This is a genomic window from Achromobacter animicus (genome assembly GCF_902859585.1).
GTDB classification, from domain to species: domain Bacteria; phylum Pseudomonadota; class Gammaproteobacteria; order Burkholderiales; family Burkholderiaceae_B; genus Achromobacter; species Achromobacter animicus.
Map to the genome: position 1 here is coordinate 332,450 of NZ_CADIJM010000003.1, position 14,366 is coordinate 346,815.

Below are 14,366 nucleotides of genomic sequence, written 5' to 3' on the forward strand. Positions count from 1 at the left end.
CTGTCGGGTCACCACCCCGTCTGCGCTCGCGATCTGCAGGCCCGCAAACCGGCGCCTGAGCCCGCCGGACCATGACTCCGCCCATCCGGTCCCGCAGCTGCCCTCGGCCGCGTAGCGCTATCGCGCGCGCCCCGAACGGCACCGGTCCCAACGCTGCGCCCCCACGCACCCCCAAGGAGCCCTTCATGAACCCTGTCCTGCCATTCCGCGCCCTTATCCCCGCTGCGCTGGCGGCATTTGCCCTGCTGTCCAGCCCCGCGGGTGCGCAATCCGCCTCAACCGCGCCGGCGACCGCGGCGCCTTCCTCGGACTTCACGCCCACCCGGGCCGACGTCGAACGCGACCTGGCCGCATGGCGCGAAGCCGGGCTGGAAGAACAATGGGCTGGCGAGGAAAGCCCGAACGTCAACTCGCCCACGTACATCGAGGACTACAAGAAATACGAATCCACCGTCCGGACCGGCGGCATGGGCCAGTCGGCAGCGCAGCCCACAAGCGGGTCGGAGCGCAGGTGGTGATGTCTGCAACACGATGACCTCGCGCGGCGACGGGGCTGCCCTACCCCGCCGCGCGACGCCATTTGGCAAATAATCGGCGGATCGGTTTGCATCTGGTAACGAGGGGGATACCATCCCCCTTTATCCTCTGCGGGACACGCTGCGGGCCTGATCCTCCGCCGCCCGCTCGGCCCGCGCCGGCTCCTGCGGCGCGGCCACGACCGACACCATGACCGCCATCACCCACGCCCAGGCGCTGAAGAAACTCGCCGCCGACATCCTGGTCCAGACGCTGGACGAAGACCTTGCGCGCCTGCTGGCAGACACCATGGCGCGCGCCCGCCATGACGCCGCCATTGCGGCCAACCCATCGGACAGCGTACTGACGCGCCTGCTGCGCCGCTGGCACTGCGTGCTGCAGGCGGGCGACGACGCGGCTTCGCCGCTGTATCGCCACAAGACCGCCGTGGCGCTGGCCATCCTGCTGCACAAGTACGGCATCGCCGACGCCGGCATCGCGGACCGCGCGGATGCCGCCATCGACGCCCTGAACGAGGCCGTAGCCCTGAGCGACGATTTTCATCGCAAGACCGCCGCGATCAAGGCCGCCTTCCTGCACACGCCGCCCGCACCGCTCAAGCGCGCGCCCGGCCTGCCCGACAGCCTGACGTTCTACCGGGCGGGCGACGTGGTGTCATACCAGCTCGACGGCCGCTATCACGCAGCGTATGTCCACCACTGCGCGCAGACCAACCAGAGTCCGGTCATCGAGTTCTACGACGCCGTCTTCGACCATGTGCCCGCCATCGACGAGGTTCGCGACAAGCCCGCGCGCGGCCGCCGCTACAACGATGGCAGCGTACGGATCGAACGGATGTCGGTCGCCGGCATGAAGTTCATGCCGGATCCGGCCGGCCAGTTCGTGCTGATCAAGGCCTGCGTGGAAACGCCGCCGGACACCAGCCGACTGGGCAAGCCGGTGGGCCTGTATGCCGTGTCGGACGTCTTCGACCTGCAAGACAGCGTGGACGGGTTGTTCGGACGCAGCTGAACCTGCGCCGGTTCACGCCAGATACGACGCCACTTCCTCCGGCGTCAGATAGCGCTTGAACGTCATCGACGGCTGCTGCGCCTCGTGGATCGCGCCGTTGAAACCCGACCAGTTGCGCTTGGTGCCCTCGTCCGTTTCCAACGCGATCAGCACGCGCTTTCCGTGGCGGGACGGATGGTCGCGCAGCGCGGCTTCGCCCCATGCCCACTTCAGCATGTTCTTCAGCTCGCCTCCGGCATACGCGCCGGCCTGCAACCACTGGAAGTCGGCCGTGTCGCCATCCATGTCCGGCGTGCGCGAGGCGATGTCCCGCTGCACGCGCAGCGCCTGCGCGTGTTCGCCGATCAGGATCTGCAGCAGCGTGAGGGCGTGAAAGGTGTTGTTGATGGCGTGGGCCTCGGCGATGAAACCCGTTCCGGACGCCGGCAGCACGACCACCAGTTCGTCTTCGTAGCTGACGCGCGATGCCAGCCACAGGAAATGCAGCTGGTCGAACGGCAGGCTGTCGTTGAGCGAGGTCATGGCATACAGCAAGGCCATCAGCGCGTCGTCGGCGATGAACGCCTGATGATTGCCACGGTGGCGCAAGAGCATGGTCATCATCGGCAGCACCAGCACGTCCACGGCCGCTTGCAGGGCTTCGACCTCCCAGAATGCGTCCTGCGGCACCGCTGCCAACCTGGCCTGCGCGTCCGTCCAAGCCTGGCGGTCGGTCTCTTCGACCTCCTCGTCGTCCTCTTCGACTTCCTGCGCGCAGAACGGTCGCAGGCGTTGCAGCCAATCGCGCAGCAGTGCGTGCAGCGTGGGAAACAGAATGGCGGGATCGGCGCCGCCCTCCACCAGCGATCCGCCCATCAGCGCAAGCGCCGCAGCATGGGAAGGATGCAGTTGCGGCAGAAGAAGGGCGCAATCCCGCAGGGCCGCAGCAGTGTTCGCCGGGTTGCGGGCATGGGTCCAGAAGGCGCCAACCTCGGGCCGACTGAAGAACTGCTCCATCGACTCCAGGTCATCGGCGGCGAGGATGGGACGGGACAGGCTGCGTGCGAGGTCGGAGATCGGCATGAGGTACGGCAATGGGTGAGGACGGCGAACAGCAAGCGCGCCCGCGGTATTCAGGGCGCCCGAGTTTACCGGCCGGCGCGCGATGTCGTGACCAAAAATTTCATGCCTGATCGCGTCATTAGACGACGTGATGTCAGCCAGGTGCGCTTTCCCCTAGTGGCCAGACTTCAACGAAGCGTTACAAGTCCTGCCAGATCTAATCAAATAAAACAGTTCTCCCCACGCTTCTGCTTTAGTTCTAGTCGCTGCATGGTGTTGCGTTCGGCGCGGCTTCCAGCGTTTGACGTACTGCCGGCAAAGAAAAGATCAACAACCGGAGGAGAAGTCTATGCGTACGTTCAAGCGCAGGGCCGCCGCATTCCTGGCAAGCGGCCTGATCGCAGTGCTGGCGGGTTGCGCCTCGCCAGGCGGCAAGAAGGACACGATTGCCATGCCGGGGCTCTCTCAGCCCGTGGAAATCGTCAGGGACAAGCACGGCGTGTCTCACATCTACGCCAAGAACCAGGCGGACCTGTTCTTTGCCCAGGGCTTTTCGGCCGCGCGCGACCGTCTGTGGCAACTGGACCTGTGGCGCCGCCAGGGCGAAGGCAAGATGGCCGAACAGTTCGGCCCGCGCTTCATCGAGCAGGATCGCGCCGCGCGCCTCTTCCTGTACCGCGGCGACATGCAGGCGGAATTCGCCAGCTACCACCCCGAAGGTCAGGCCATCCTCACCGCATTCGCCAACGGCATCAATGCCTACGTGAACTGGGTCAAGGCCAATCCCGACCAGCTTCCGCCGGAGTTCAAGCTGACCGGCACCGAGCCGGGCTACTGGAGTCCGGAGACGTCCCTGATCCGCATCTACGGCCTGACGCGCAACGTCAGCGAGGAAGTGCGGATGTCCGAGCAGATCGCCGCATTGGGCCTGAACAACGTGCAGGGGCTGAGCACCTTCGAGCCGCCGTTGGCGCTGCAGGTGCCTGCCGGCCTGGACGTGCGCCAGATCAACAAGTCCGTCCTGACCACCTACCGGCTGGCGCGTGACGGCCAGAAGTTCGAGGCGGGCGACTTCCCGCGCAGCCCGCTTGCCGCGGATGAACGCGCCAAGCTGGCGAGCGCGTTGTCCGAGGGGCGGCTTGCGTCGCTGGACCCGGCCTTCGATCCGCTGGCGCCGCGCTACGAAAGCAACAACTGGACGCTGAGCGGCGAACGCACCGCCACCGGCAAGCCCATCCTGGCAGGCGACCCGCACCGGTCCATCACGATGCCGTCGCTGCGCTACATGGTCCACCTGAATGCGCCGGGCTGGAACGTGATCGGCGCGGGCGAACCGGCATTGCCCGGGGTGTCGATGGGCCACAACGACCGCATCGCGTTCGGCCTGACGATCTTCGCGTTCGGCGACGAGGAAGACCTGTACGTCTACGACACCAACCCCGCGAACCCCGGCGAATACCGCTACCAGGGCCGCTGGGAAAAGATGCGCCAGATCGACGAGAGCATTCCGGTGCGCGGCGCGTCGCCTGCCATGCGCAGCCTGAAGTTCACGCGTCATGGTCCGGTTATCCACGAAGACCCGGTGCGCCGCAAGGCCTACGCCCTGCGCGCCGCCTACCTGGAATTCCCGGGTACGGCCGCCTATCTGGCCAGCCTGCGCTTGAATCAGGCCCAGAACTGGAACGAGTTCGTGGCCGGCATGGAAAAGCACTACACGCCCAGCGAGAACATGGTCTACGCGGACGTGGACGGCAACATCGGCTGGTTCGGCGGCAGCATCGCGCCCATCCGTCCGCGCAACGACTGGTCCGGCATGCTGCCCGTGCCGGGCAATGGCGACTTCGAATGGCGCGGCGTGCTGCCCGGCAACGCCCTGCCCCGCGTCTTCAATCCGCCCGAAGGCTATGTCGCCACGGCCAATGAGTACAACCTGCCCGCCAACTATCCGTACAAGGACATGTCGGCGCGCACCTGGGCCGAACCCTTCCGCATCCAGCGAATCCGCGAGGTGGTGGCTGACGGCAAGGGGCTGACCGTGCAGCAGTCGCAGGACCTGCAGTTCGACAATCTGTCGATTCCTGCCCGCACGCTGGGTGGCTATGCCAAGTCGTTGAACTCGGCGGACGCGAAGGTCGGCGAAGCGCTGAGCCTGTTGAAGGACTGGGACTACCGCATGGCCACGGACTCCCGGGCCGCCACCGTCTATGCGTTCTGGCTGCCCGAGGTCGTCAAACGCGTAACCGACCTGTATGTGCCGGCAAACGGGCGCGCGGCATTCGGCGAGCTTTCCACCCGCAAGACACTGGAAAAGCTGGCCACGCCCGATGCCGCCTTTGGTCCTCGTCCGGACCAGGGCCGCGACGCCCTGCTGTTGCAGGCGCTGGCCGATGGCCTCACGAAGCTCACCGCGAAGATGGGGCCGGACTCGAAGCAGTGGCAGTGGGGCAAGCTGCACCACATCCAGTTCGATCACAGCCTGGCCAGCCTGCTGCCGCCCGACACCGCCAAGGCGTGGGGCACGCCGCGCTATCCGGTCGGCGGCGACAACGACACGGTGCATCGCGCGACGTTCCGCAAGAGCGACTACCGCGTGACCAGCGGCGCGTCGTACCGCCAGGTGATCGACGTGTCCGACTGGGACAACTCGCGCGTGCAGAACGTGCCGGGCCAATCGGCGGATCCGCGCAGCCCGCATTACCAGGACCTGATCAAGGGCTGGGCGACGGGCGAGTATTTCCCGATGGCCTTCAGCCGGGCCAAGGTGGATAGCCAGCGGTCGGATACGCTGACGCTGCAGCCGGCGGGCAAGTGACCTGAGTTCCGGGGATGGACAAGCCGGGCTGCGACTCCCTGCGAGGGAGCGCGGCCCGGCTTTTTTATCGGGCTGCTCGCTTGGGTCGATGATGCGCTGGACTCAACCCGGACCTTGCACCCTTGATGTTTGTCATTTCGCGCCGCGATCCGCGGGCGGAGAATGCCCTCATGACCCTCTACCCCGTGCTGCTCATCCTGCACCTGCTTGCCGCCTTCCTGTTCGTCGGCACTGTCACGTTCGAGGTGCTGTTTCTTGAACCGGTGCACCGGCGCCTGCCGTCCGACGTGCGCAAGGCGCTGGGCAGCCAGCTCGGGCCGCGCGTGCGTTCGGTGGTGCCGTGGTCGGTGGTGGTGTTGTACCTGGCGGGGTTGGGGCTGGCGTGGCAGCACCGCGGCGCCCTGTCCGCGCCGCTGGCCTCATCGTTCGGCCTGCTGCTGTCCATCAAGATCGCGCTGGCCATCAGCGTGCTGATTCATGTGGCGACCGCGCTGGTGCTGGCCAGGCAGCGCAAGCTCACCGGCGCGCTGCAAGGGCGTCTGCACCTGAGCGTGTTCTGCCACATGCTGGCCATCGTCGTGCTGGCCAAGGCGATGTTCTACGTCACCTGGTGACCGGGCCAAGGGCGCTAACCGCGAACAGGACGATAACCGCGCGGATCGCGCTAACGCCCCTCCACGCGCCCCTCCCCGTTTACTTGCGCTTGCCCGAGGCGTCCTGCTCCACCACCATGTCCAGCACGTAGACCTTGGAGGGCGCATCGGCGGGCGGGTTCTTCCAGTCGTAGCGCTTGACGCGCAGCACGGTGCGCACGCCCTCCTGATGCTCAAACCCTTCGATCGACTGGTACAGCGGCTGCCACTTGTCCGGCGCCGGCAGCGCGATGCCCGCGTCATTGAACTTGCGTTCGCGCACCATCAGGCACTGGTAGTGCGGAATCATCGGATGGCTGCATTCGGCGCGCTTGGCCGCCACTTCCAGGAACATGATCTGGCCCGCGCTGCCGTACAGCGTTTCCGGCGTGGGTTCACCCACGAACTTCAGCACGCTGCCGTCCTGCGTCGTGAGGTCCAGCGTCGGCTCGGCCTTGTCGCCCGACATCGTCACGCGCAGATCGCCCTTCAGGCGCTGGGCGATCTCGGCATCGAGCTGCATCAGGCTTTGTTCGCAGGCCTTCATCGTCGACGCGAGGTTCGCGATGGTCAGCACGCCGTTCTTGTACGTGTACCCGCCAAATTGCGCATTGCAGCCGCCGCGGATGTTCACGCCGTCGTCCTTGAAGGTCAGGCGCACCTGATGCTCGACACCCTTTTGCAGCGCCGCGATGGACTTGCCCGCGGCATCGGTGGCGGCGGTCAGGCGCCAGTGGTAGGCGCTCAGGCCGGCCTGAGTTTCGGCGGACATGGTGGCGGAATCAGGCATGGACGATCCTTCGCGGGGTGAGGTCGTGGGCGCGCAGGCAGACAGCAGCGCCGCGCAGACGGATGCAAGAAGGATGGTTTTTTTCATGATTGGTTCCTGACGGCCGCGTGGCATTGACGAAAAGCGGGATTCTACGTCCGTGCCGTGGACGAAATTACCGCTGCGCGGCGCAGTCCGTTTCCAAATCTTGCGGCCGTCCAGCCCAGGGCGGCGTGATCAACTCGTCCGCGCGCCGTGTGCCCCGCTTGGGAAATGTTCATCCGGCGGGCGCGGTCCAGCCCTCACGGCCAGCGCGGGCGCGATTACAGTCTGACACCTTCCCCGTCAGGCCCACGCGCGGCCGCGCAGGCCTGAACGCGCTACTTGGCAGCGGGATACACCGGGCTTGCCAGGCAAGCCTGCGCCCATTCGTAGTCGTCGGTATCGAAGATTTCGCCGTCGATCTTCGGCAGAGGCTTGTCGGCATAACTGAAATCGGGCGCTGCCGGCGACCGGTTCCAGTGGGTCTTGCCATTGCCGTCGTCGCACGCCTCGTCGGCGCTGCTGAACGAGCACGACGCGATGACCTTGGGCTTGCCGTTCACCACGCTGGCCACGTACCGCTTTGTGTAGACGCCGCCGGACGCCCAATACTCGTCCACCGAGCAGACGCGGTCATTGTGCTGGTAATGGCGGGTCGCGAAGCAGGAATAGTTGTTGTAGTCGGGCGGCAGCACGTCGCACGACGACGCAAACCCGGCAAACGGACCGCCGGTGAACTGCGCCCGGAACTTGCGCTGATCCAGCGCCCGCGCGATCAGGACCGGCGTATCAGACCCCTTGGCCTTTTCCTTGAACTGGGCGCTGCGCGCCTGGATCAGGCTGCGCGCGGCCTGCGCGGGGGTCTTGCCGTCGGGCAGGAGGTCGGGCGACTCGATCAATCTTTCCAGTGCGTTGTCGCGCGCTGCGAGCCAACGCTTCTGGCCGTCGATCAGCATGGTGCGGATCTCGGCATCGGGCGCGGCTTTCAACAGTGCGCTGTAGCTGCGATTCAATTCCGCGTCGGCGGACACCGCGCCGCGGTCGGCGCAGATCAGCTTCTCGACGCCGGTGGATGCCTTCTTGCAATCGATGGCCAGCGCGGGCGCGGACAAGGCGAACAAGCCAGCCAGGGACAACAACCGTAGGGCGGGAATTCCAGGTTTCATCGGCTTCTTCTCGGGTTCGATGGCGGTTGAACAGCCCGCAATTCTGGCACGAAACCGGGGACGACCCCACAAACGCACGCCGCCGATCGCCCTTCCCGTTCGCGATCGGCGGCGGCCTCAACACGCGCTACAGCGCCGAGGCCATCGCCAGCCGCTCCGCGTAATGCGGTATCGACAGACGCTCGATGACGGCCTGCTGCTGCGCCCCGAACACGTCGCGCTCATCCGGCGAAGCAGAAATGTTCGGACGGTCGATGGTCAGCTTGATGGCGTTGCAGCTATCCACGAAGAACGTGCCAACCACGCGCTCGGGCGCCACGCCCAGCACCTGCGCCACATTGGCCGGGCAGAACACGTTCGAGCGCAACGCGGCCTCGTAGTCGGCGGCCGAGTTGAACACGATGTCGAACGTCAGCCGGTTGATGCCCGCGTCCTTGCTGCGGACCACCACGGCCATGTCGAGCAGCGGTTGTTCGCGCTGGGGCGCGCCTTCAGGCGGCACGTCGGCGATCAGGGACAGCGTCCGGTCGTCCAGATTGCCCTGGTAGTCCGTGATGCCGATGTCGTAGTACCGCGGCCGGCCGGATCCGCTTTCCGTCCACGCCTTGCCGTTGGCGCGGAAGTAGGTGATCGGGAACATGCGGTTCTTGATGATGTCTTCGTTCTGCAGCAGGTGGTACAGCGTCCATTCGTAGGCATCGCCGGCATCCATGTCCATCCGCGAGCCGTCGCGCGCGGCGGCCAGCGACAGCAGGCGTTGCAACTCGGCGCGATGGCGGTCGGCGAGCACACGGGGATCGCGGTCGATGGTGCGCACGAGCGCGACCGGATGGCTCGCGTCGGCCTCATGGATTTTCCAGGTGGCGGCGCGCAGCGCGTCCGGAAATTCCGCCTGAACCAGCGTGATGACCGCGTCCTTGATCATCGGGTAATTGGCCTGGAACACCGGATCGCGCGTGCCGCTGGGAACCACCGCGCCGTACTGCCCATCTTCACGCCGGAAGCTCACCAGATTGGGCGACAGCGGATAGGCAATGTTGCCGGCGGTGGCCTTGCGCCCCGCATAGCCGTAGTGGATCAAATAGTGGGTCAGCAGACTGGCCAGCGTTTCGGCCGCCTGCGGCGTCGCCGCGCACGTTTCCACGATCAGACCCAGCTCCTTTTCGCCCTCGCGCAGCGGCACGGCCTGGACGCCGTTGCGGCCATAGACCAGCACGTCGCCAGGCACACGCGGCAGGTCCGCGGGATCCAGATGAACCAGCGACACCTTGCGTTTGCCCAGCCGCCGCGCGCCTTCCAGCTTGATGCTCCACGGCCATGGCTTGCCCGCATGCACGAATTGGCTGTTGCGGATGCCGGCGGTGCGGGCGTCGCGCGCGAAGAATTCCGTGTGTTCCATCGCCAGGATGCCTTCGGGATAGAACTGCAGTTGCGGATGGCTTTCCTCGTACAGCGAATGCGCCGCAATCGAATACGGCGTGCAGCGCCGTCCAGAGTCCGGCGCCACGAAAAGCGCCGTGCCGTCGTCGTAGATTTCGGCGATCAGGCAATCCGACGGCGAGCCCGGGTCGCAGGCCAGCGCGCCGCATTCCAGCACGTGGCCCACGTGGTACGCCAGACCCGGATCGATACCGCGGCGGATCATGTCGGACGCGAACAGTGCAATGTCGCACGAGCGGCCTGCCAGCACGTACTTCGCGCCGCTTTCCAGCGCCGTGATGAGCGGATGCACGCCCATCTGACCCACGATGGTGCTCTCTTCGAGCGCCGCTGCATCCAGCTCCGGCCCGGCGCCCGTAGGCCGAAGCGCACCCGCGCGGAATTCGCGGATCACGCTGGCCGGGTCCAGTTCAGACCGGATGACCGCCACGGCGCGGTCCTTCACGCCCAGCTCGTCAAACACTTCCTTGGCGACGTCGATCATCCAGTCCAGGTTGCGGTTGCCGCCCGCCATGCCGCAGCTTCCCAGGATGACCGGACCCTCGATGCGTTCGCCCGCCTCGACCATGTGGCGAAAGTCCGCCTTCACGGCCTCGCGTTCGAAGTATTCGGTTCCCGTGCCCAGGTAATAGGGGCCGGCGTCCATCGATCCAGCATCCGAGATCACGGCGTCGATCCGCCCTTCCAGCGCCTTTTGCAGCGATTCACGGGGAAATCCATATCCCAACGCGCCGCACGCGGACACCACGCGATAAACCAGCTTTGCCATCATCACTCTCCAGTTCTGCAGGCCGCAGACATTGCGGTTGCTGCATGAGCGTGAAGATTGCGCCTGCCGGCGAAGCTGGAAAAATACTATGTCGATATGCGGGTATCGGCCGCGGATATGGCCTTTAGCGGCGCGTCAGGAAGGCAGCGGCTCCGCGCCGGCCAGTCCTTTTTCCTGCACCTGCTGCATCACGAACTCGCTGAGCAGCGTGCGCACCGCCTCGGCGGGCGGCGCCAGCGGCACGTCGCTGGACGCGATGACTGCCGCCGTCAGATAGACGGGCGGCTCGATCAGCACGGCGGACACCATCGCGTTTCCCGGCTGCCCCGAAAAATCGCCCAGCGGCAGGATGGTATGGCCGATGCCCGCCTGCACCGCCGACAGCATGCCGGAAAAGACCTCGGTTTCCGCCACCACCTGCGGCGCGATGCCGGCCTCGGCAAACAGCCGGTCCAGCAGATTGCGTGTCATGTTGGGATGCGCGGGCAGGATGAGCGGCATGTCCGCCAGTTGCTCGAAGCGCATGGCGGACGGCCGGCGCCCGGGCTTGCGCGGGCTGATCACGAAAAGACGTTGCCGGAACAGCGCTTGGCGCGCAAAACCCGTGGTCGGTTCGTCCTCGAACACCAGCGCCAGATCCAGCGAGCTGTCGCGGATGCGGGCGCCCAGCTGGCCGCTGGCATCGCTGCTGAAACGCAGGCTGATCTTGGGCAGCGCCGCCCGGCATTTTTCCATCAGTTCGCCCGCCAGAAACGACGCCAGCGTCGACGACATGCCGATGCGCACGACGCCCTGGATGTCGCCGCTGAGCGAGCGCACGATCTGCGGAATGCGCTCCATGCGGCTCAGGATGGATGCGGCTTCCGTGTAGAGCGCGGCGCCCGCGGCCGTGGGACGCGCGCCCCGCGCACTGCGATGCAGCAGCGTCACGCCCAGCTCTTCTTCCAATGCCGCGATCTGCTGGCTGAGCGCCGGCTGCGCCACCGGAATGAGCGCCGCCGCGCGGGAAAAACTGCCCGCCTCGACGATCTTCACGAAGTACCGGAGATGGCGCAGTTGCACGGAAACGCTCCGGTCAGAACGTCACCTTGACTGACGGCGCGCTGCGCCGGGCTTCGCCATGAAACACGGCTTCGATGTTGTTGCCGTCCGGATCCAAAACGAAGGCGCCGTAGTAGCCGGGATGGTATTCGCGGAATCCCGGCGCGCCGTTGTCCTTGCCGCCGTGAGCCAGCGCCGCTTTGTAAAACGCGTCGACCATCGCCTGATCTCGCGCCTGGAACGCCAGATGGTGGCGTCCCGTCAACTGGCCCAGCGCGGCCTGGCTGTCAGCCGACGAGACAAAGAGCTCGTCCGCCCAGAAGTAGTCGTCGGCCGTGCCGCCCATCGGCACCTCCAGGGCATCGAACACCGCCTGGTAGAAGCGCTGACTGGCCGGCAGATCGCGCACGACAAGCTGGATGTGATCGATCAGACGACCGCGATGGATCTCGTTGGTCTGCATGACATCTCCTTCCTGGTGGGGATCGGTCGACTATAGCGCCATCCGCTGCAGGCGATATGGGTGCTCGGTCAAACGGATACCACCGGGATGCATTGCCGGCTTGCGCATTCAGTCAGCCCGTCAATGACAAGGCCCGCATTGCCGTGTGGGGCAATGCGGGCCTGAATACCGCGGTCATGCGGGGCGTGCGCGGCACGCCCCCGGATTCGATCAGCCAAACACGCGGAAGCGCTCGGCGTCGTCCATGAAAGCCTTATCGCCGAAACCGGCTTCGTTCGAGCCAAACGGCATCTGCGCGCGCAGCTTCCAGTAGGCGGGAACGTTCCATTCGCGCGCGACGGCGGCGTCGATCAGCGGGTTGTAGTGCTGCAGGCTGGCGCCGACACCGGCGTTGGCCAGCGCGGTCCACACGGACAACTGGGCCATGCCGCCCGATTGCTCGGACCAGACCGGGAAGTTGTCGGCGTACAGCGCAAACTTTTCCTGCAGGCTGCGCACGACGTCCTGGTCTTCAAAGAACAGGATGGTGCCCACGCCGGCGGCAAAGCTCTTGAGCTTGGCTTCGGTCTTGTCGAAACCTTCGGCGGGCGCAACCTTGCGCACTTCTTCCGTAGCCAGGTTCCAGAGCTTGTCGCTTTCGGCGCCAAACAGGATCACGGCGCGCGAGCTTTGCGAGTTGAAGGAGGACGGGCTGTGCTTGATCGCTTCCTGGATCAGCGTGGTCAGTTCTTCCTTGGAGGCCGACAGGTTGCGGCCCAGCGAATACTGCGTGCGGCGCTGCTTGAGCGCTTCGAGATATGCGTTGCTCATTATTTGACCTTTCGACCAGTAGATAGAGATGACGATGGGAGGCATTCTACCGGCTCGACCATGACGCGAATACCCGTTCAAACGCACTTTGGCTGGAACATACTGTTCCACTGATGGTGCCAAAGGGGCTGCAAGGTGCTGTCCGCACGAGCAATCGGCCGCCTTCACACGGCCGAGTTCAAACGTTTGATTTGGTCAGAGGTCCATGTCCAGGACGCGCGTCACCGTGTTGCAGGACGTGCATTGGCCCGCCACGATGAGATTGCTGAAGAAGTTCTGCACGGTGTCCGGATCTTCGTCCCAGAGTTCGTCCGTGCCGTCGTAGTCGAACTGGGCGAAGACGCTGAACCGCGTGCCCTGGCAGGCGGGGCAGGCAAAGGCCTGCGCCGCCCCCTCGCCGCGGATCTTGGCCGAGCAATCCAGCTCGCCGTGATAGCCGTGGATGTCGCTGTCGAACACCACGACATCCTCCGATGCGCCGTCCCATTTCACGGCCAGCGGCGACACGAATTCGTAGTCCTGGACGTGTTCGTTGTAGTCGCGCAGGTCAAAGCCCAGGATTTCGCCCGTCTGCGCGCCGCCGGCGCCTAGCAGGCGGAATGCGACCGCAACCTCGCCACGGTCTTCCACGATCAAGGGCGCGGGTGTCACGCGCACGCCATCCAGACAGCGTGGCGGGTGGGACAGAACGTGATCGAACGTGGGATCGGACATGCAGCGGGTCTCCAGTGAAGCGCGAAGATTGATGAGCGCGAGACTATAGCAATCGCTGTGGCCGGCGACGTATGGCCGGCGACGTACGGCCGGCCAGATCCCTCGGTCCATCAGTCGGCGCGGAACCCCGTCGCCTTCACCACATCGGCCCAGCGCTTGGACTCCGCGGTCAGCAAGGCCTGCAGCGCCTGCCGGTCCGAGCCCACGACGACAAATCCCGCTTCGCCAAGCGTCTTCACGGCGGCAGGCTGGCGCAGCGCGGCGGCGCTGTCAGCCTGCAAGCGAGTCAGCACGGCCTCGGGCGTGCCGGCCGGCGCGAACAACGCGAACCAGGCACCGAAATTGACCGCGGGCAGGCCGCCCTCCGCGAACGTCGGCACGTCAGCCAACGCGGACGAGCGCTTCGCGCCGGTGGTGGCCAGCGCGCGCAGCTTGCCGCCCCGCACCTGGGGCGCGGCCAGAGCCGTCGTCACGAAGGCCGCCTGCACGCCGCCGGACACCAGTCCCGACACGGCATCGCCCGTCGACCGGTAATGGATGGCTTCGATCTTCAGGCCCGCCTCGCGCGCGAAAAGCTCCGCGCCGAAATGGCCGGGCGTACCCGCGCCGAAGGTGGCGAAGTTCACGCGGTCCGGCGCCTTCTTCGCGGCGTCGATAAACGCCGGCAGGTCCTTGTACGGCGAGCTGGCCGGCACCACCAGCACGAAGTCGGCACGCACTACCTCGGAGATCGGTGCGAAGTCGCGCGGCGGATCGTAGTTCAGGTTGCGGTACGTGGCAGGCGAAATGCTGATCGAGCCGACCTCGCCCAGCAGCAGCGTCTGGCCGTCCGCCGGACTGCGCGCGACGTTCTGGGCGGCAATCTGCCCGCCCGCACCGACCTTGTTCTCCACCACCACGCTTTCGCCCAGCAGCGGTCCCATGTGCTGGGACAACGTGCGGGCCACGATGTCCGGCCCCGTGCCGGGCGGAAAACCCACGTTCAGGCGCACCGGCCCATTGGGGAACTGGGCGGCTGCCGCAAGCGGCAGGCACAGCATGAAGCCGCCCAGCAGGCGGCGCAGCATCGTTTGCATGGTTGTCTCCTGGTTTTTTTAATGCCGCGGCGGCTGCCGCGGG

General features: G+C 66.0%; 13 protein-coding genes. 4 read left to right on the top strand and 9 right to left on the bottom strand.

What is annotated here, in order from left to right; translation table 11 throughout:
* Positions 1–185 precede the first annotated feature (185 nt).
* Both HV681_RS10650 and HV681_RS10655 read left to right on the top strand, forming a co-directional pair.
* Complete coding sequence (locus tag HV681_RS10650; protein WP_175123057.1) at positions 186–518, top strand: DUF4148 domain-containing protein; 333 nt, start codon at positions 186–188, stop codon at positions 516–518.
* A 208-nt stretch (positions 519–726) separates the two neighbouring features.
* On the top strand, positions 727–1,548 hold the full coding sequence (locus HV681_RS10655) for a hypothetical protein (RefSeq protein WP_175123058.1): 822 nt from the start codon (positions 727–729) through the stop codon (positions 1,546–1,548).
* 12 nt (positions 1,549–1,560) lie between these two features.
* On the opposite strand, the gene HV681_RS10660 is transcribed toward HV681_RS10655, so the two are convergent.
* Positions 1,561–2,610 (bottom strand): hypothetical protein, encoded by a 1,050-nt coding sequence (locus HV681_RS10660; protein WP_175123059.1) that lies wholly within the window; start codon positions 2,608–2,610, stop codon positions 1,561–1,563.
* A 328-nt stretch (positions 2,611–2,938) separates the two neighbouring features.
* Here HV681_RS10660 and HV681_RS10665 point away from each other — a divergent pair, with 328 nt between their 5' ends.
* Together HV681_RS10665 and HV681_RS10670 are read left to right on the top strand one after the other, a co-directional pair.
* On the top strand, positions 2,939–5,401 hold the full coding sequence (locus HV681_RS10665) for a penicillin acylase family protein (protein WP_175123060.1): 2,463 nt from the start codon (positions 2,939–2,941) through the stop codon (positions 5,399–5,401).
* 170 nt (positions 5,402–5,571) lie between these two features.
* Complete coding sequence (locus HV681_RS10670) at positions 5,572–6,015, top strand: CopD family copper resistance protein (RefSeq protein WP_175123061.1); 444 nt, start codon at positions 5,572–5,574, stop codon at positions 6,013–6,015.
* Between the two features lie 79 nt (positions 6,016–6,094).
* On the opposite strand, the gene HV681_RS10675 is transcribed toward HV681_RS10670, so the two are convergent.
* The 8 genes from HV681_RS10675 to HV681_RS10710 all read right to left on the bottom strand — a co-directional run bounded on the left by HV681_RS10675 (position 6,095) and on the right by HV681_RS10710 (position 14,323).
* Complete coding sequence (locus HV681_RS10675) at positions 6,095–6,823, bottom strand: META and DUF4377 domain-containing protein (protein ID WP_217467847.1); 729 nt, start codon at positions 6,821–6,823, stop codon at positions 6,095–6,097.
* 359 nt (positions 6,824–7,182) lie between these two features.
* On the bottom strand, positions 7,183–8,010 hold the full coding sequence (locus tag HV681_RS10680; protein ID WP_175123063.1) for a lysozyme inhibitor LprI family protein: 828 nt from the start codon (positions 8,008–8,010) through the stop codon (positions 7,183–7,185).
* Positions 8,011–8,137: 127 nt separating this feature from the next.
* Positions 8,138–10,219, bottom strand: a complete 2,082-nt coding sequence (locus HV681_RS10685) for a DUF4387 family protein (RefSeq protein ID WP_175123064.1) — start codon at positions 10,217–10,219, stop codon at positions 8,138–8,140.
* Positions 10,220–10,354: 135 nt separating this feature from the next.
* On the bottom strand, positions 10,355–11,281 hold the full coding sequence (locus HV681_RS10690) for a LysR substrate-binding domain-containing protein (protein ID WP_175123065.1): 927 nt from the start codon (positions 11,279–11,281) through the stop codon (positions 10,355–10,357).
* Positions 11,282–11,294: 13 nt separating this feature from the next.
* On the bottom strand, positions 11,295–11,723 hold the full coding sequence (locus HV681_RS10695) for a VOC family protein (protein ID WP_175123066.1): 429 nt from the start codon (positions 11,721–11,723) through the stop codon (positions 11,295–11,297).
* A 210-nt stretch (positions 11,724–11,933) separates the two neighbouring features.
* The gene (locus tag HV681_RS10700) at positions 11,934–12,533 is read right to left on the bottom strand and encodes a nitroreductase family protein (protein WP_175123067.1); all 600 of its coding nucleotides are present in this window, start codon (positions 12,531–12,533) and stop codon (positions 11,934–11,936) included.
* A gap of 195 nt (positions 12,534–12,728) precedes the next feature.
* A complete protein-coding gene (locus HV681_RS10705; protein ID WP_175123068.1) occupies positions 12,729–13,247 on the bottom strand; it encodes a hypothetical protein in 519 nt (172 codons plus the stop codon).
* A 110-nt stretch (positions 13,248–13,357) separates the two neighbouring features.
* Entirely contained in the window at positions 13,358–14,323 is a 966-nt protein-coding gene (locus HV681_RS10710) for a Bug family tripartite tricarboxylate transporter substrate binding protein (RefSeq protein WP_175123069.1), read from the bottom strand.
* Positions 14,324–14,366: the final 43 nt, after the last annotated feature.

Coding starts and splice junctions, on each gene's coding strand:
- HV681_RS10650 (WP_175123057.1), top strand. CDS start 186: ATGAACCCTGTCCTGCCATTCCGCGCCCTTATCCCCGCTGCGCTGGCG.
- HV681_RS10655 (WP_175123058.1), top strand. CDS start 727: ATGACCGCCATCACCCACGCCCAGGCGCTGAAGAAACTCGCCGCCGAC.
- HV681_RS10660 (WP_175123059.1), bottom strand. CDS start 2,610: ATGCCGATCTCCGACCTCGCACGCAGCCTGTCCCGTCCCATCCTCGCC.
- HV681_RS10665 (WP_175123060.1), top strand. CDS start 2,939: ATGCGTACGTTCAAGCGCAGGGCCGCCGCATTCCTGGCAAGCGGCCTG.
- HV681_RS10670 (WP_175123061.1), top strand. CDS start 5,572: ATGACCCTCTACCCCGTGCTGCTCATCCTGCACCTGCTTGCCGCCTTC.
- HV681_RS10675 (WP_217467847.1), bottom strand. CDS start 6,823: ATGCCTGATTCCGCCACCATGTCCGCCGAAACTCAGGCCGGCCTGAGC.
- HV681_RS10680 (WP_175123063.1), bottom strand. CDS start 8,010: ATGAAACCTGGAATTCCCGCCCTACGGTTGTTGTCCCTGGCTGGCTTG.
- HV681_RS10685 (WP_175123064.1), bottom strand. CDS start 10,219: ATGGCAAAGCTGGTTTATCGCGTGGTGTCCGCGTGCGGCGCGTTGGGA.
- HV681_RS10695 (WP_175123066.1), bottom strand. CDS start 11,723: ATGCAGACCAACGAGATCCATCGCGGTCGTCTGATCGATCACATCCAG.
- HV681_RS10700 (WP_175123067.1), bottom strand. CDS start 12,533: ATGAGCAACGCATATCTCGAAGCGCTCAAGCAGCGCCGCACGCAGTAT.
- HV681_RS10705 (WP_175123068.1), bottom strand. CDS start 13,247: ATGTCCGATCCCACGTTCGATCACGTTCTGTCCCACCCGCCACGCTGT.
- HV681_RS10710 (WP_175123069.1), bottom strand. CDS start 14,323: ATGCAAACGATGCTGCGCCGCCTGCTGGGCGGCTTCATGCTGTGCCTG.